Below are 17,062 nucleotides of genomic sequence, written 5' to 3'. Positions count from 1 at the left end.
ACCCAGAGAAAGCGATCCGTCATGGCCAACTTCCGCATCCAGGCCCGCCTTGCGCTCACCCTCGGCGCCAGTCTGTCCATCGCCACGCTCACCGGCTGCGCCGGATCCGCCACCGCCGACGGCACCCCGGCGTCCGGCGACAGCGACACCGTTACCGTGTACACCGCTGACGGCCTGAACGACGGCGACAACTCCTACTACGCCCAGGTCTTCGCCGCATTTACTGCCGAAACCGGCATCAAGGTGCAGGTTGTGGAAGGCGGTTCCGGGGAAGTCCTGCAACGCGTGAACCAAGAATCAAGCAACACACAGGCCGACCTGCTCGTCACCCTGCCGCCCTTCATCCAGATCGCCGATGAGGACGGGCTGCTCACCCCCTATCAGCCTGCCGGCACGGAGAACGTCCCCGCGGAGGACAAGGACGCGGACGGGGCCTACACAACGCTGGTCAACAACTACATCGGCTTCATCCACAACACTGCCGAAGCCGCCGATGCGCCCGAGTCATGGCAGGACCTTCTGGATCCCGCCTACCAGGGCAAACTCCAGTACTCCACCCCCGGCATCGCCGGTGACGGCACGGCCATGTTGATGCTCGCCCGTGAAGTCCTGGGTGCTGATAAGGCCTACACCTTCTTCGGCGAGCTGCAGAAGAATAACGTCGGGCCGTCCGACTCCACCGGCCAACTGGCCGCGAAGGTCGACAAGGGCGAACTGCTCATCGCCAACGGCGATGTGCAGATGAACTTCGCACAGAGCGCCACCATGCCCAACCTCGGCATCTTCTTCCTTAAGGGCGACGACGGCATCCCGACTACCCTCTCCGTCCCCTACACCGTCGGCCTGGTGGCCAACGCCCCGCACGAGGACGCCGCCAAGAAGCTGCTGGACTACCTCTACACAGACGATGCGCAGGCGCTGATCACCACCAGCGGCGGAGGCTTCCCCGCACGCACCGATATCACGCCTGCCGGTGACGTTGCCGAAGAGCTCGCAGCAATCATGGACGGAGTAACGGTCCTGCATCCCGACTGGGATGACATTGCAACCAACCTCGACGACTACATTGGCGAGTGGAACACGGTCACCGGGACGCTCTAGTCCTCCGAACCGCTAAGGGGTCGATTGCTCGGTGGAGCAGCCGACCCCTTTGCGTCTCACGGTTGCGGGTGCGGGCTCAGAGCAGCTGGCGCGCGTTGGCCCGGGCGAGATGTGAAGATGTCGTGCAGCCCTGGCATGCCACGCGGTGTCCCCCTTGTAGACCGGTCACCGAAGTGTACGACCACTTCTGGCGGGGACCGGCGAAGGACTCTGGGAGACTGGGGCTGACTGTGAGCGCAAGCGGGAGGACATTGGATGCCGACGACGACGTGGGAGCGGCTGCCGGAGGCCCGGCGTAACGCGGTGATCAGCGCGGCAGAGGATGAGTTCTCCCGGCACGGCTTCTCCGGGGGCAGCTTGAACGTCATTGCACGCGAGGCTGGTGTCGCCAAGGGCAGCCTGTTCCAGTACTTCCGCGACAAATCAGACCTGTACGCGTACCTGTCCGAGCGCGCCAGCGTCCGCATCCGGGCGGACATGGAGATGGCCATCCGGTCTCTCGACTGGAGCCACGGGTTCTTCGTCCCGCTCCGCGAGCTGGTGGTGCTGTGGGAGGAGTACTTCCATTCCCACCCCCTGGAGCTCGCGATGACGGTGGCGGTCAACGTGGAACCGGAGCGGTCCGCGCGGATGGCGGTCCGTCAGGTCGCCAATGAGCACTACGCCGCCGTTCTGCGGCCGCTGTTGGCCGGTGCTTCCAAGCGCGGTGACCTGCGGCCGCAGGCGGACCTGGAGGCTTTCCTCGCCCTGTTGCTGGTGTTGCTGCCCCACATCGCACTGGCCCCGCACAGCCCGGGCCTTGATCCGGTGCTGGGGTTGAGCAGCGCGGCCCGTCAGGAACGGCATTCCGCCGTCGAGCGTTTGGTCGCTGTGCTCGAGGCGGCGTTCGGTCCGCAACACCTCGACGCCGTCTGACCGTCCGCCCGATGCGGCGATGCTCAGCGCGGCGGCAGCTGGCCGAGCCAGCTCGTCATCGCATCGAAGGGTGCGCGCCACCCGCGGTCGAGCATCAGGTCGTGGCCCATGCCGGGGAAGGTGAGGACGGGGGCTGCGTAGCGCGATGCCGTGCGGCGCACGTCGGCCAGGGGCACGAGGGCATCGTCCGGGGTGGCAAGCACCAGCACCGGCGCGTCGCCGCGGGGCCGCGCTGCCGGCCGGTGCAGCAGGAGCTGGTACTGGACCAGCGGCGACTCCGGCCCGCACCGGTCGGCCAGCCGCTGGGCCTCGGGCCCGGGGAGCTGGTTGAACAGGTAGTCCGGGCGCAGCGGCAAGGACCTGCCGAGGCACAAGCGGGCCGCGTCTGCGGGGTGGCGGCGGGCAATCGCCAGGAGGGAACCCACGGCCGGATGGGCCGGCACGGGAGCCACCAGGACACCGGCCCGGGCGGCGTACCGCGCCAGTGCCAGCTGCACCACCAGCCCGCCCAGGGAGTGTCCGACCAGCACCGGCCGCCGGGGCAGGCTGGCCGCCGTGTGGACGACGTCGTCGACATAATGGCTCAGCCTGGCCGTCCGCAACGACCCTTGGCTGGCACCGTGTCCGCGCAGCGAGACCGCGTACGCCGGATGGCCGGCCGCGGCGGCAGCCTCCAGCCAGTGGGACCAGCACCAGGCTCCGTGTCCGAGCCCGTGCACGAACAATAGCGGTGCTTTCTCCGGCACACCGGGGGCCGGAAGGACGTGGTGCAGCTCCAGGCCGCGCGGACCGATGCTGCATGCCGGAGTGTTGATGTTGATCGTCACAGTCGGGGAGTCTACAGTGACACACATCACATGACCACCGGTCATATCCACAGCCTGGAGCGCCAATGACGACATTCCACAGCACGTCCTCCGCCGCCAACCTCAGCCGCAGCGACCGCGAGCGCGTGTGTGTCATCGGCGCCGGATCCTCCGGCATCACGGCGGCCAAGGTGCTCCACGAACGCGGACTCGGCTTCGACTGCTTCGAGCTTTCCGACCGGGTGGGCGGCAACTGGGTGTGGGGCAACAGCAACGGCGTGTCGGCGACGTACAAATCCCTGCACATCAACACCTCCCGCAGCCGGATGGAGTTCAGCGACTTTCCGATGCCCGAGGCCCTGCCCAACTTCGCCCGCCACGACCAGATCGCCGCGTACTTCGACGCCTACGTGGACCACTTCGGGTTCCGGGACAAGATCACCTTCAACACCGGCGTGGAGCAGGTGCACCCGCTCCCCCGCGGCGGTTTCGAGGTGCGGCTGAACAGCGGGGAGACCCGGTTCTACGGCTCGGTCATGGTCGCCAACGGCCACCACTGGGACCCCCGGATGCCGGAGCCCGCTTTCCCCGGCGCGGAGACCTTCACCGGCGAGCAGATGCACTCCCACGACTACAAGGACGAGCAGCAGCTCGTCGGCAAGAGGGTTGTGGTGCTCGGCATGGGCAACTCGGCCATGGACATCTCCACGGACGCCAGCTATCACGCGGCCGAGACCTACCTCTCCCACCGGCGGGGAGTGCACATCATTCCCAAGTACGTCTTCGGCAAGCCCTACGATGAGATCGCCGGGAACGAGAAGATCCCGTCCTGGGTCCGCTGGCCGGTTGCCCGGCTGCTCATGCGTGCGGCCACGGGTCCGATGTCGCGCTACGGCCTCCAGGAGCCCGACCATAAGTTCGCCCAGGCACACCCGACCATGTCCAGCCGGGTGCTCGACCGGCTGGCCCACGGCGCCGTGGTTCCGAAGCCAAACATCCAGCGGTTCGACGGCGACGACGTGGTCTTCGCGGACGGCAGCCGCGTCGCGGCCGACCTGGTGGTCTACTGCACCGGGTACAAGATCTCCTTCCCCTTCTTCGACCGTGACTTCCTTGACCCCGGCGGAGACAACGAGGTCAGGCTCTACAAGCGGATGTTCCACCCGACGGTGCCCGGGCTGTTCTTCATCGGACTCGTCCAGCCGCTCGGCGCGATCATGCCGATCTCCGAGCGGCAGTCCGAGCTCGCTGCCGACCATCTCCAGGGCCGCTACGCCCTGCCGGAACCGGCGGAGATGGACGCGGAGATTGACCGCCACCGGAAGGCGGTCGCCAAGAGGTACGTCACCAGCAAGCGGCACACCATCCAGGTGGATTTCGACGATTACATGCGGGTCCTGCGCAGCGAGCGCGAGGCCGGAGCACGGCGCGTCACCGCTGCGCAGGCCAACTCCCACCGCGTGGCGGCCTGAGATGGCCGGGAACAGTGAGCAGCATTCCGGCCGCGTCGCCGTCGTCACGGGCGCCGGCCGCGGCATCGGACACGCCACCGCCGCCCTTCTGCTGCGCAACGGATGGCGGGTCGGCGCCTTCGACATCGACACTCACGGCCTCGCCGAGCTCAAGGACATCGCTTCTGCCCACGGCACGACCGTCGTCACCGGACCGCTCGATGTCCGGGATGCCCAGCAGTGGCGCGATGCCCTGGCCTCCGTGTGCGAGGACCACTTGGACCTGCTGGTCAACAACGCCGGGCTGCTGGCTGCCGGGCCGTTCGTTGATACCGATCTTGAACGGCACCGGGCGCTCGTGGACGTCAACGTTCTCGGCACCATCAACGGTGCCCATACCGCGTTCCCGTACCTGAAGAAGGCTGACAGGCCGGTGCTGCTCAATCTGGGATCTGCCTCGGCCATTTACGGGCAGCCTGATCTTGCCACCTACTCGGCGACGAAGTTCGCTGTCCGCGGCCTCACCGAGGCACTGGAACTGGAATGGGCGGAACATGGCATTGCCGTGCTCGATCTATGGCCGCTGTTCGTCAACACCGGGATGGTCAAGGGCGTCAACATCGGAGCAATCCAGTCGTTCGGTGTGCGGCTGAACGAAACCGACGTTGCCGCAGCCGCTGTCGCCGCCGTGGATCGCAGCGTCAAGGCCCGCAACCGGAGGTGGCCCCGGAACGTCCACCGCGCCGTCGGGATCCAGGCCCGTGTCCTGGCTGCAACGGCCCAGATATCTCCGAACTGGGCCAACAGGCTCCTCACCGAGCGGCTCACCCGACGCCCGAACGCCCACTTATAGGTCCCGGCGACGCGGAACTCCTGGCAGAAGACTCCGGATGCTGCAGTGGTCCTCGTGGCTGAAAAACCTGCGCCTGGGGCGACGGTCAAATCCAGCCGCGCTCCTCCGCAAGGAGCACCGCTTGCTGCCGGGACTCCACCGCAAGCTTTCCTAGTACGGTCGAGATGTGGTTACGCACGGTGCCGGTAGCCAGTGACAGGGTGTGCGCGATCTGCCGCGTCGACTCCCCTTGCCGGGCCGCGCGCAGCACGTCCAACTCCCGGTCGGTCAACGGTGGGCGCTCGTCGCTCAGTGCGTCTGCTGCCACTTCCGGATCGACGTAGCGGCCACCGGCAGCAACGCGGCGGATGACGACAGCAACCTCATGGGCGCTGCGGGACTTCGGCATGAATCCCGCAGCACCCGACGCCAGCGCGCGCCGCAGGACCCCCGGCCGGGCATGGCGGGTGACAATCACGCACCGCGCGGCGATGGTTCGGTTCAACTGCTCCGTGACCTGAACGCCGTCGAGATGCGGCATTTCCAGGTCCAGCAGACAGATATCCGGCTTGAGCCGCACCGCTTCGCTCACCGCTTCCGCGCCGTCGGCGCATTCCGCCACAACCTCGATATCCGATTCGAGGCTCAGCAACGCCGCCAGAGCAGAGCGAATCATCCCCTCATCGTCCGCAAGCAGCACGCGGATCATTTGCTGTCCTTTCCGGGCGCAGGAACAGTGACAACCACGGTGAACGTTTCGTCTTCGCGCCGCACCTCGAGTTCGCCGCCCGCCCCGGCGGCCCGAAGCGCAATTCCGTCCAACCCGGAAGCATCCCGATCCGAAGCGTCACCGCAGGAAACTACCGCGCCGACGTCGTTGGAAATCTGGTACCGCCACCCTTCGTCCGCGCGGCTGAGGGACAGCTGCGCCCATCTGCCGCCGCCGTGGCGGAGCACATTGGTGGTGGTCTCACGGATGACCGGCCCCAATACCGACGCCGGTGCGAGCGACGTGTCGGGATCGGTCGTGAACTCAGCCTGGTGTCCGCCGGCCCTCAAAAGGTCCACGGCATTGGCCATCTCGTCGCGCAGGGGCACCGAGCGGAACCGTGCGGCAAGGTCCCGGGTGCCTTGGCTGGCACCGGCCACGCTGGCGCGGGCCGCACGCAGATGTTCCATCCCCGTCTCCGGGTCATGCGGCATGAGCCGCTCGGCCAGCTCCAGCTGCAGGGCGATGACCTGGAGGTGGTGTCCCTGCAGATCATGAACGTCGGTTGCGAGGCGCAGCCGCTCCTGGGTGGCCGCGAGCCTCGCCTCAGAGCCACGGGCCCGGTCGAGCGTGACGAGCACATCCCACCACCACAACGAGCTCACGGTGATAGCCGGGAGTGCCACGCCCACAAGGATCGCTTGGGGCCACACCGTGCCGCTGCTGTCTGCCAGCGTCAGCCGAAAATCAATCGCCGCAACCGCAACAAGCAGGCCGGTCGCCGCCAGCACCACGCGCAGGCGCACTCCCGGCGGCCAGTTCAGCAGCATGATTATTTGGATGACGGGCACGGCCGCCAGCACCCAAATCCCGGTCCCCATTCCCGCCGCGAGCCCGTATATCGCCGCCATCAGAAGCGGTGCGAGATGGCGGACGCTCATGATCGGTGCCGCATCGGTGCGATGGCGGTAGTCGAGCAGCGGCAGCAGCGTCGCTGCCGTCCACAGCAATCCGGCGGCACCCACTCCTGCGGCCGCTGCTCCGCCGGATCCCCCATCAACAAGAACGGCCACCGTGAAGAAAACCATGAGGAGCTCGAAAATCAGGATCGACGTGGCCGTGAAAGTCCAGGTGGCGCTGATGCTCCGGGTCAACCGCAGGGAGCCGCGGGCTTCCGCGGCGGCGGATACGGTGGCGGCGTGCTCGGGCGGACTGCTCATCGGCACAGCTTATCGGCATGACATAAGTCATGGAGGTGACGTGCGGATCGCACGGAAACCAGTGCCTTCGGGCCACTTACTGCGGCATCTCCCAACGGGTGAACTGGAGACATGGCCGGGGAAATGCCCCGCGCCGCACTGACAGGAGCACACCATGAGCCTTATCGAGACCTTCCAGAACCTTGCCGCAGAGGTGCCGGAACTGCTCCAGCCGGTCGTGGTTGCGGCAGCTGGCGCGGTCCCCTTCATCGAGGGTGAGGGCGCTGCGACGATCGGGCTCCTCGGCGGCCTTTATCCGGTGGCCGCGGCGGCTGCCGCGATGATCGGCAACTTCCTGTGCGTGGCGCTGTTGGTGCTGCTCAGCTCAGGAGCGCGCGACGCCGTCCTTACCCGTTCCCGGACGAAGGCTCGGGCTGAGCGCGATGCGGTGGCCGGCACCGGGCCCTCCGCCGGCGCAGCGACCATCTACGCCGTGAACGAGGACCGGATGTCCCCGCGCAGGGCCAAGTTCCAGCGCGCCTATGAGCGTTTCGGTGTTCCCGGGGTGAGCCTGCTCGGACCGCTCCTGTTGCCCACCCAGTTCACGGCCACCATGCTCGTTGCCACCGGCATCGGCAAGGCACGCATCCTGGTCTGGCAGGCGATCGCAATCTTCGGCTGGACAACAGCCACCACAATCATCATCAGCCGCGTCCTGGCTGCTGTGAGCTGACCGGTCAGCCGGGCAGGCTGTGCTCCGCCGGCCGCGCGCGGCCGGCACCACCAGTTACACCCGTCCGGCTAGACCACACGTCAGCGCACCGCCGTCCACCCGCACCGCTGCACCGCTCATCACTGCCGCTGACCGTACTGTGGGGTTGGACCGGCGAGGCGCGGAGCGCCGAGGAACTCGCCGGTATCGACGGTGTTCTCTCGGGGCTGGAAGGTGAGTTGGGCCAGAATCTGGCAAAGCTGCTCACCGCAGAGGAAATTGCTTCGCTGGCCGCGCGTTGCGCTTGGCTACGTCAGTTCGGGGAGTTTCCGGCTCCGAGGGGTGGGATGCCGGCGGTGCTCTGGCCGCGCCAAGGGAAGCCGTTCACGTTTGGCACATCGTCCTCCCCGCCTGTTCGGCGGGGGCTATCGCACGATCCGCTGTGACACCGGAAGCCCCCGTACCAGGCGTTTCCCGAGCAATTGTATGATTTCCCCGACTGGGAATTATGCGTCTATAATTCCCAGTTCTTTGAGGAGCGCAGGATGCACACTTATATCACCGGTTTCATCGATCTTAAGTGACCGATCATTATACCGGTAAGCGGTTTTTTGATTGGCCCGAAGAACACCGATCGCCGAAGCTTCAAACAAGAGTTCACGAACACGGTGAATGTTATCGGAGGCAATTCCGCTACTCAATGCGGCCGCATTCCAGGCATCGAGGGCCACCTTCCTGCGTTCAAGAGCCTTCATCGCGTTTACCACCGCCTCCATATCTTCGACATGTTCGGAAATCTCGTCCCGAAGTTCATCAAGGATGTGCTCGCTGTATCTAGCTTCGGCATCGTATATATCTGATTTCTCAATACGCTCGTGGCCGTTCGCGATTGCGACCTCTAGGGCAAATACCGCAAAGGCAACAACATCCCTCGGGCGCCCCATAACTCGTTTGAGCATGTAGTTCTGGGCAGATGTTCCTTGGCGCATTCTTTCGGTGGTGAAAATCGTTTCCCACCCCTGCCCCTCAGGCAAGTCAGCCGTCTTATGTATACGTTCCTCAATTACCTGCGCCAAGGCTTCGTTATCCCAATCGAGGGTGACGGTGTCCTGCATGAACTTGTTCTTATCGTTGAACTTTAGGCGCTCCCACAAATCCGTCCGCAGGAACACGATTGCGGGGGCAGCGCCGGACTGTTTCAAGTCATCGGCAAGCTGTCGCGCTGCTCGCGCAGCCCCACCGATGAGTTTGAGGGAATCTTCAGAACCGTCCCATGCGTCGTCCAGACGGTCAACAAGAACCGTGATTGGACGCAACTTTACGGCCGAAGCTAGCAAGTCCTGCAGTTGGTTCACAAGTTCGCGCGTTGACGCTTCAAAGGGTTTCATCTCCTTCGAGTCGACGCTGTAACCACCGAGGTCCAATACCCCGCCGACCGATGGCAAAGTGATATTTCGGACTCTGGAAAGCCAGCCAAGGATAGCCCGGATGGGAGCCTTATCTGGTCCGGTGCCCAACTTGCGGAGCAGACGCTTGCCTTTCCACCTGAGCAGGAACGGCATCGACGGGTAGCTTTGGCTGAACATTGCAATGACGAAGGCGAACCTCCACGACTCAGTGTAGGCAAAAGATGCTTCCACCCCTTCGTCGCGAAGAGCCCTATGCGCCTTGAACACATAATCCTTGAGATCAAGTTCAACGACGGTTCGGTTCGCGTTCGATGCTACGTATCGGAAAAGAGCACTCTTGCCGGCACCTTTACGACCAAGGACTAGGTATTTCCCTTGAAGGGCCTTACCAGCAGTGCCGACAGTGATGAAGTAGTCGAGCAGCTTGTCGTCTTTTTCGGCGTCGATGCGCCCGAAATCCACTCGATCTAGTGGCCGCGCAAGTGAAGTAGTCATAACTAGAAGGTATCGGACCGTGCGTGAGTATCGAAACTGACACATAACATTTGTTTGGCAAGTGGCTGGGCTATCCATAATTCGATCGTCGACCGAGGCGTTCCTGGCTCGCTTCCGGAGTCGAACACTCCCATATTGCACCGATGAGAACAAAGGCACGTACGCTTACGTCCGAGTGATTGAGTAACACTCCCCTGACGGCGATGCTTCGATTACCGTTAAGCGCTAGTTGCCAACGCACCCGATCTCAGTAAGCCGCCATGATACGGAAGGGCGGCCACATCCCTCCCATGGGTGACGGCACCGGTGCGGCGTGGCCAACGGGCTGACCTTCCACAGCGAGCACAAACTGCGGACTGGGTGATGCGTTGCGCACCGAGGAACTCGCGGGCATCGATCGGGTTCTCGAAGGACTGCAGGGCGAGCTGGACCCGCTGCCGGAGGAGCTGCATACCTCACGGAGGAAGCCATGTCGCTGCTGCGCCCGGTCGCATTCATGGGGTCGGTTTCCGGCTCCGAGCAGTGACATGCCTGCGGCGCCCTGGCCGTTGTTCTGTGTGGTGCAAAGATTTCTTCACTCAAGCAAGCTCAGAGCAGCTGGTTTAGGGCAAGCTGTACTCACAGAGAGTACCTCCCCGAAAGCGCCGACATAGCTTGCGTTTGCAGACCTATGGCGTGGACATGTTGTGTATAGTAGAAGAGCGGACCCGCCCCACACTCGTGGACCAGCGGGTCTTGCTGTTTAACAGAAAACTTTTCAGTCCCTAGATTTCTTGGGGCCCGAGATGACAATCTCGTGGCGCCAGGTAGTCTTCGTACCAGTCCCACGCGAACTTGTTGCCGTCATGTCGATTGAGGTGGGTGAAGACGACATACGCGACAAGATCGGCCATCTGCACCCACTGGGAACGTCGAGAATCGTGGAACATTGGGTCCTCAATGATGTATCGACTATCCAGTGGCAGGGAACGATGCGCATTGAAGTAAGTCGGGTCGGACCCGTCGCCATCCATGCTGAGGAAGGCATAGGTATCGTCTGCCCGGTGCTCATCGTTTAGCTGTCGCAGAAGTTCTTCGTACACCTTGCCGCGCTCCAGGGAGTACTCCCGCCCTTTAGCATTTGTCCGACGGTACACCGATCCGATCCGGATATCGTCGCAGTCCCTGAGAACGGTAAGGCAGTCACGGGCAATGGCCCGCCCCAAGGTCTTCCACTCCGTCCGGCTGGCATGGTCGCGGGTAGAGACACGGTCTCGGCCATTGATGAACTTGGTGGCATGAAGTTCCTCGGCAGGAGGGACGGCGTGCTCTCGGTAGAGTGACTTCCGAAGCTCGAGGATAGCCCTCAACGCGTAACGCCAGCGCTCGGGCGAACACTCGATCCATCCGTAAACGATCAGGCCACTGTCAACTGATCCGGAGTCGTCGATGTAAATGAGACGGGAAATGGTCATCGGGCCGAGACCTCCTTGGTGTTCTTTGTGGAAGTTTTGGCGATCCGACTCTGGAGTTCGCCGGCTGCGCGCTTCCTGAGAGCCACGCGTGCCTCGTACCCGAAATCTCCCGTAAGGGAGTACCACATGCGAACCGTCCAGCCCGTCGGGGATAGAGGGGCTTTGAGCTTTTCGATCCGCCGGTGTAGTAGCCCGATTGTCTGGAGTTCTTTCAGCCCCTTCTTTACGGTTTGCGGTTTTAGCCCGTACCACTCATCGCAGTTTTCGTAAGTCAGCCATGTTTCCGCCTTCGCATTTGTCTCTTTGGCGACGATCAACAGCATTGCCAAAGCCGGAAGGCTGAGATGGGCAAAGTGCTCGTCAAGCCAAAAGCTGTCCGGAAGTACAAAGTAGGCGTTCCAGCGGTCGGTTCGCCCGCGGGGCGGATCATATGGAACCGCTGCATCCTCCCTCCGAGGAACGACCCGCAGCAGACGTTCCTCACGTTTCTTCTCGACGAGTCCCAGGTCTGCTAGGTCCCCCCAAGCCCGAGAGAGCGACGAGGCAGTCCAAGTCAGCCCCTTACTGGTCGTTAGAGCCCTGATCCAGACATCCCCTTGCAGGGGATCGCGACGTTCGGCGAGCCAAGGCCAGCTGGCCAGGAGCAGCATGTAAAGAACGAGGGCACGATGCTTGCGCTGGCTAACCATGCGGGAAAGAGTGGACGCGCGGGGGGCGCCTGTGTCGGGCAATTGCACGAGTACATGCCGGATCTGGGCATACCCTCGCGCAGAAAGTCGAAGCATTTCCATACGAGTTTCGCTAGGCGAGACTGCCCCGTTGTCTGTTTGCATAGGACGATACTCCCACATTAAGCAGCGATCGTTCTCAAGAAACGCTGTCTGCCGTTTGCCGTTTCGCACCAGATAATGCGATACGCCTGCGATACGCCCATTCGATACTCAATGCGACACACGATTCGATACACCGTTAAGGCCGATTTCCGAACCCACGCGGGGACAGCGCATCAGTTCGGACCTTGCTTGCGATGTGAAAAGTCCGCTATACCACTTCATGGGTTTTCAGTACTGGAGATCGCGGGCTGGCAGGAGACGGACCCCAAGCAGAACGCCGTGGACCTGGTGCCGCCGGGCTCCGTGCCGGAAACCGGCTGGAGAGAGGTCCTCGAGGGTCAGGGCGACAGCGGGCGGATAGTTGCCTCATTTGCGAGGACTAGACGGCGCTGCGGCGGATGGCGCCGTTCGACGTCCTGGTCAACGATGCCGACCGCAAGGGCGACCACGCCCTGGCCATGGCCGACGGGCATCGGTACGGCATGGACCACGGGCTCACCTTCCACAGTGACCACAAGCTGCGGACGGTGCTGTGGGGCTGGATCGGCGAGGCGTTAGGCACCGAGGAACGCGCGGGCGACGACCGTGTTCACGAAGGACTGCAGGGTAAGCTGGGCCGGAATCTGGCGGACCTGCTCACTGCCAAGGAAATCTTCGCTCGCCGTGGGCTGCGCCTGGAACGGCGGATTCCAGCTCCGAGCGGCGAAATGCCCGCGGCACCCTGGCCGCTGTTCTAATTCAGTTTGCCCCGGGCCCACCATTCGGCAATCGCGGTTGCATCCTGATCCAGTCTGCGAATCCGGCGTTGTGGTTCTCGAGCATCAGACTCAAGCGCATCCGATAGACGTAACACAGATCCCCGACGTATTCCGGGCGGCTACCGGGCTGCCTGACTGGCGAGGATGCTTGTATCCGGAATGGGTCGCAATCAACCATCTTCGACGTCTATCTCGCACTGGTCAGTTGTCGGGCGAATCAGAAAGATCTCCTTGTAGACCAAGTCCCTTCGGGTTTGAGTAGTTCACCCCGCTCATCGACGCGGGAGCCTTGATAAATTGTCACCTCACAAAGTCACTCTTATCACGCATGACTCCTTGGAGTGGCATCAAATGATAGGTCTCTTGCCATTCGCCCTTGAGCTCGGCATCCACAACTGTCCCATCCTCAACCTGAGCAGATATTGGGAAGACGGTTGCACCCTCCTGCATTGATAGCGCGCCACTCCGTAACTCCTGCACTGGATCCAAGGCTCCTTGAGCGAGAGTTACTGCAACTTTCACCGCTTTGCGATTACCCCAATCGCTCGCAACCCAATAGTGTTGGTCCTGCGAGATAAAGATTATGTAATACGTACTCGTGCTGATATCCGGGTGGCGGGCATCCCTCTGATCCTGAATGCACAGGATTTGAGTGTCGTACCATCGGGAGAAGGTCTCATCCCACTGAACTTCGTTTCGGTCCCTCTCGATCTCTCGCACGGCTCGTGTGTATCTGTCACGCCTCCTGAGGCCCTCAGACCCCAGCATGGTTAGGGCAGTCCGGGAATACTTCCTCAGGTTTCCGCTGTGCGTCACTCGATCACCTAGGAACGTCACGAGAGCGTTCAGGGCGTCGATCGATTTCTGAGCCTGTTCCATCGATGGCCTGTAGCCGGCGTGGACGACTCGATGGCGAATGGAAGCTATGTCTTTGTTCCAATCGTGGATTGCACCAGGTTTGGTGGTGTCCCAGTTTCCGCCCAGCTTTGAAGGTAGGACGGTCTTTATCCTCGTATCAAGGCTTGGCACCCACGTATCAGCGCTCGTTTCAGGAGTGAGGCATTCTTCCCATTGGAGGTGGGCCAGCAGCACATTGATGAGCGATTCGGCCGCGACCGACATCATGACCACACACTCTCTTGTGTTGCCCTGTCGCAGGGCAACAGTTCCCTGCCGGTAGAGGTCCAGGTATCGAGTCAGGGGCGACCTGGTAGTGACCCCCTTGCTCACCTTATTCATCTCATCTTCGCCCAGATCGTTCATCACTCCGATCCGGCTCGGCAAGTTCCCAGTGAGAAAAGTCTTCGGCTCAACTTGAGCATTCTCGCTCAGCTCATTCATGGTTCGCAGCGAGACCAAAAAGACCGGTGACAACATCTCGCGCACTACCAAAGTCACCGCTTCACGCGTGGCTCCATAATAGGCCAACTGGAAAGATCGGACTGCCTCCAACGCGGTATCCAGTGCTTTGTTAACAATTTCATCGGTGACTGAAGCTTTATCCCTAATTCTAAATGATTCCCGCTCGCTACCAATCGCAATATCTAAAGTGACTGAGTCCAAGGATACAGAGACCTCGGCCACCGAGCTGAAGAAATTGCATTCTTCGGCATCTTTTTCTGGCGTTTCTTGTTTGAGAGGCACCATTGGTGTGAAAGTCTCGAACATTTTTGTCAGTAACGGCAGGTCGGAGGCTTCATCCAAACTAACGGCGTGTCTGCGGAACACTATAGAGGAACTGAGCAGGGCGGCTCCGACCAGGTTCAAGTATTTGGAGTTGCTTCGCTCCTCATCAGTACGTGGAGGTACGTCCTCGAACGACCGCAACCACTTGCTCACGTCGGCGCCCAAGGGCCTGTATGTGGGGAAGTAGGAATTTTCTGGGAAGCGGAGAAACTCGGGTAATAGTATGAAGAATGTAGCCACGATGTCATCAGAGTCGATGAGCAAATCGGGGCCGTTGCTCTCTACCTTTTGCCACTGCCTGGTCATGGGCCCCATCCTAGGCCCACACAGAACAGGAAGTGATTTTGTGCGCACATCCGCCGCCGGACCTCGACTAGCTTCCGTTCGTCCTATTGGTAGCTACTGGTCGTTGCGAGGGCTGCGGTTATCCGCGAGGTGAGAACGTGGGCATGAAGACGTTGGTGCCAGTCCTTCTCGAGCAGGTACCCTGCCATGTCGAGGTGCTTGCGTTCCTGGGGGAGGGAAGTCGCCTCACCCTTACACGTAGCCCGCGACAGCTTCCTCGGATTTCTTGCCGGCGACTGCAGCTTATTCGGTTCAAAGGCTCCAGGGAGGCAGTGCGTTGTCGACGGGTGAGCTGCCAGACGTTTGCGTTCGCGCTCCCCAACCATAATGGTGTAGAGGACGATACATACCCAACCAGCGACAAGTCGGCATAGCGTGCGCCGAGCCAGTCCCGTAAACACCGCCCCGCCGGATGACCGGACCTGCACCGATCACGGACCCACCGGCACAAACACGGAACGACCCGGTTTACTCCAGTCCCGGGCAGCAGTGCGCGACGGGGACACCCTAGTGATCACCAAACCTGACCTCTTCACCCCGTACCCGTCCGCCGACTATTGTTCAACGCTGGCCGAGGCGCCAACAGCCGACTCCGCGGCAAGCAACCCAACTCTCCAAGAGCCAGGAAGCCCACCAGGTCTCCCTGTACGAGGGAGAACAGAACAGCGCCGCGGGCCTCCAGTACGCTGCACCGCATTGTCCCCCGCATATTGCAATTCGTACTTACAGAAGAAATCTCAATGCCCGCACCCATCCCATCCACTGCTTTGAGGGCGTATACCCTGCATCGCGGAGGGCACAACCGTGTGAGGGTGAATAAGGGGTGAGGCTGCTGCTTCTGTTAACCCTTGGCAAACATGACATCGCGGCTAAAACCATCCCTCCGCCAGCATGATTTCTGCCGACTCGGACTGCATTCATGTTTCTACGGAAACATGACGTAGGAGTTTGTACTAAATTTACACGGTGGTTCCAAGTCGGAATCGTCTCGCTCCCCGCTATGGAGGTATATTTTGACACCCGTCCCGTCACGCCGGTTAACAGCCGAATTCTCCGATCGCGAAAGTGCCGCTAGGTGGACCGCCAAGAGCCTCTCTAATGGGCAGCTTGCAGGTCAGGGCCTGAACAGTCTCATAACACTGGTCACTGAATATCACGCGTTAGAAGATGCGGATATCTACATGAATACAATGCACCTGGAGTACGAAGTACACGAGAATAACCAATTGGAAATCTCTCCTCTCGAGCAGCAACTAGTGGAACTCCGATTCACAGTCCGGTGCAGTTCGGCAGCGCGTTTCCTAGAAGGAATAGATGGAGTGCATATCTCCGGCAGCGATGCCAGCACATGGACACTCCGGAAGTCCTACTGGGTGAGTGCGAGCGAGTATGAACCCGAGACTCTTGCTGATTATCGAAGCCGGTGGGATAAAGAGATTGCAGAGGCAGTGAGACTACACGACGGATGGGTTGCGGAACATCACGCGAGGATGAAGCAAGATGTTCGTAAGATTATTGAAACTAGACAGCAAATAGCATTGTCAATAAATCAGGATGCTCAGAGTCTCAACATTCCGCTGACCCCTTCACCAACAGCCGTAAATATTCCGGTCAAACCGAAGACTCTCCATTTAGTTGAAGTGGAAGCCCGGGCTGGCACAGGTGAGACTCCGCGCAAACTGGCTGACGAAATCGCCAACCAACTTGTAGAGACTCTTCGTTCTTTCGCTGCCGCCCTCGAACGACAGCACAAAGTATCAGCGCACCTGCTTCGGGAAGGTGAAGAGTCGCTTCGCGACATCTTATTATTCATTCTCAATGCACAGTGGCAGGGCCAAGTCACAGGGGAAACCTTTGTAGGCAATGGAAAGACTGATCTACTCTTTAGATACAAGGATGTTAATGCATTTATCGGTGAGTGCAAGATTTGGGCAGGCTCTCACCTGTTTAGCGAAGCCATTGACCAACTATTGGGGTACACCGTCTGGAGTGACACTAGAGCCGGACTAATTCTGTTTATTCGAGGCATAAAGGATGTTCAAGGTATTGTAAAGAAAGCTGAAGACTGCATAGTCGGACATCAGAACTTTATATGTAAAGACATTTCTAAGAACGAGTATGTTGTCCACTCCAAACACGATCCTAAAAAGCACATCAGAGTTTCCCTCATACCCGTACACATTCCCAGCAATAACCCTCTCCCTGTCGGGTTGTGACTACAGCTACCGCTGAGTGCCCATTAGGCGTCGACGCAGGCGAATCGATCAGCGGGCTAGCCGGGCACCCATTGAAGTATTTTGAGTGTTCGAAAAACTTCTAATTGAAGTTACAGCTAATGTCCTCGATATTCACCGTCG

Annotated in this window: 13 protein-coding genes and 1 pseudogene; 7 read left to right on the top strand and 7 right to left on the bottom strand. The window is 61.0% G+C overall.

Translation table 11 applies throughout. The features are described 5' to 3' along the window. The first annotated feature begins 21 nt into the window (after nt 1–21). Both KKR91_RS01460 and KKR91_RS01455 read left to right on the top strand, forming a co-directional pair. Nucleotides 22–1,101 (top strand): 2-aminoethylphosphonate ABC transporter substrate-binding protein, encoded by a 1,080-nt coding sequence (locus KKR91_RS01460; protein ID WP_210231456.1) that lies wholly within the window; start codon nt 22–24, stop codon nt 1,099–1,101. 255 nt (nt 1,102–1,356) lie between these two features. Then, complete coding sequence (locus KKR91_RS01455) at nt 1,357–2,016, top strand: TetR/AcrR family transcriptional regulator (RefSeq protein ID WP_210231457.1); 660 nt, start codon at nt 1,357–1,359, stop codon at nt 2,014–2,016. A 23-nt stretch (nt 2,017–2,039) separates the two neighbouring features. On the opposite strand, the gene KKR91_RS01450 is transcribed toward KKR91_RS01455, so the two are convergent. Next, entirely contained in the window at nt 2,040–2,843 is an 804-nt protein-coding gene (locus tag KKR91_RS01450) for an alpha/beta hydrolase (RefSeq protein ID WP_210231458.1), read from the bottom strand. Nucleotides 2,844–2,908: 65 nt separating this feature from the next. On the opposite strand from KKR91_RS01450, the gene KKR91_RS01445 reads away from it, so the two are divergent. Together KKR91_RS01445 and KKR91_RS01440 are read left to right on the top strand one after the other, a co-directional pair. Next, a complete protein-coding gene (locus KKR91_RS01445) occupies nt 2,909–4,294 on the top strand; it encodes a flavin-containing monooxygenase (RefSeq protein WP_210231459.1) in 1,386 nt (461 codons plus the stop codon). A 1-nt stretch (nt 4,295) separates the two neighbouring features. Then, on the top strand, nt 4,296–5,126 hold the full coding sequence (locus tag KKR91_RS01440) for an SDR family oxidoreductase (protein WP_210231460.1): 831 nt from the start codon (nt 4,296–4,298) through the stop codon (nt 5,124–5,126). Between the two features lie 85 nt (nt 5,127–5,211). Here KKR91_RS01440 and KKR91_RS01435 read toward each other — a convergent pair whose 3' ends face one another. Both KKR91_RS01435 and KKR91_RS01430 read right to left on the bottom strand, forming a co-directional pair. Then, nucleotides 5,212–5,814: a response regulator transcription factor gene (locus tag KKR91_RS01435; RefSeq protein ID WP_210231461.1), complete on the bottom strand. Its 603-nt coding sequence runs from the start codon at nt 5,812–5,814 to the stop codon at nt 5,212–5,214. Beyond that, a complete protein-coding gene (locus tag KKR91_RS01430) occupies nt 5,811–7,034 on the bottom strand; it encodes a sensor histidine kinase (protein ID WP_210231462.1) in 1,224 nt (407 codons plus the stop codon). The genes KKR91_RS01435 and KKR91_RS01430 overlap by 4 nt, the downstream gene beginning before the upstream one ends. Nucleotides 7,035–7,188: 154 nt before the next feature. On the opposite strand from KKR91_RS01430, the gene KKR91_RS01425 reads away from it, so the two are divergent. Further along, nucleotides 7,189–7,746, top strand: coding sequence for a small multidrug efflux protein (locus tag KKR91_RS01425; RefSeq protein ID WP_210231463.1), 558 nt, complete (start codon nt 7,189–7,191; stop codon nt 7,744–7,746). 485 nt (nt 7,747–8,231) lie between these two features. On the opposite strand, the gene KKR91_RS01420 is transcribed toward KKR91_RS01425, so the two are convergent. The 3 genes from KKR91_RS01420 to KKR91_RS01410 form a co-directional block, all read right to left on the bottom strand. Then, nucleotides 8,232–9,629 carry a P-loop ATPase, Sll1717 family gene (locus tag KKR91_RS01420; RefSeq protein WP_210231464.1) on the bottom strand — a complete coding sequence of 466 codons (1,398 nt, stop codon included), beginning with the start codon at nt 9,627–9,629 and terminating at the stop codon, nt 8,232–8,234. Between the two features lie 764 nt (nt 9,630–10,393). Further along, complete coding sequence (locus tag KKR91_RS01415; RefSeq protein ID WP_210231465.1) at nt 10,394–11,083, bottom strand: DUF3800 domain-containing protein; 690 nt, start codon at nt 11,081–11,083, stop codon at nt 10,394–10,396. Beyond that, entirely contained in the window at nt 11,080–11,772 is a 693-nt protein-coding gene (locus KKR91_RS01410; RefSeq protein WP_210231466.1) for a hypothetical protein, read from the bottom strand. The genes KKR91_RS01415 and KKR91_RS01410 overlap by 4 nt, the downstream gene beginning before the upstream one ends. A 393-nt stretch (nt 11,773–12,165) precedes the next feature. On the opposite strand from KKR91_RS01410, the pseudogene KKR91_RS01405 reads away from it, so the two are divergent. Then, nucleotides 12,166–12,653, top strand: a pseudogene (locus KKR91_RS01405) (protein kinase family protein); the annotation flags it as partial. 321 nt (nt 12,654–12,974) lie between these two features. Here KKR91_RS01405 and KKR91_RS01400 read toward each other — a convergent pair. Then, complete coding sequence (locus KKR91_RS01400; RefSeq protein WP_210231468.1) at nt 12,975–14,666, bottom strand: hypothetical protein; 1,692 nt, start codon at nt 14,664–14,666, stop codon at nt 12,975–12,977. A gap of 1,358 nt (nt 14,667–16,024) precedes the next feature. Between KKR91_RS01400 and KKR91_RS01395 the strand changes: the two genes are divergently transcribed. Continuing rightward, nucleotides 16,025–16,921, top strand: a complete 897-nt coding sequence (locus KKR91_RS01395) for a hypothetical protein (protein WP_210231469.1) — start codon at nt 16,025–16,027, stop codon at nt 16,919–16,921. The last annotated feature ends 141 nt before the right edge of the window (nt 16,922–17,062 follow it).

The organism is Arthrobacter jiangjiafuii, from assembly GCF_018622995.1.
GTDB classification, from domain to species: Bacteria; Actinomycetota; Actinomycetes; order Actinomycetales; family Micrococcaceae; genus Arthrobacter_B; species Arthrobacter_B jiangjiafuii.
Note: the sequence above shows the minus strand (reverse complement) of the source record. Positions and strands in the feature narration are given on the sequence as shown.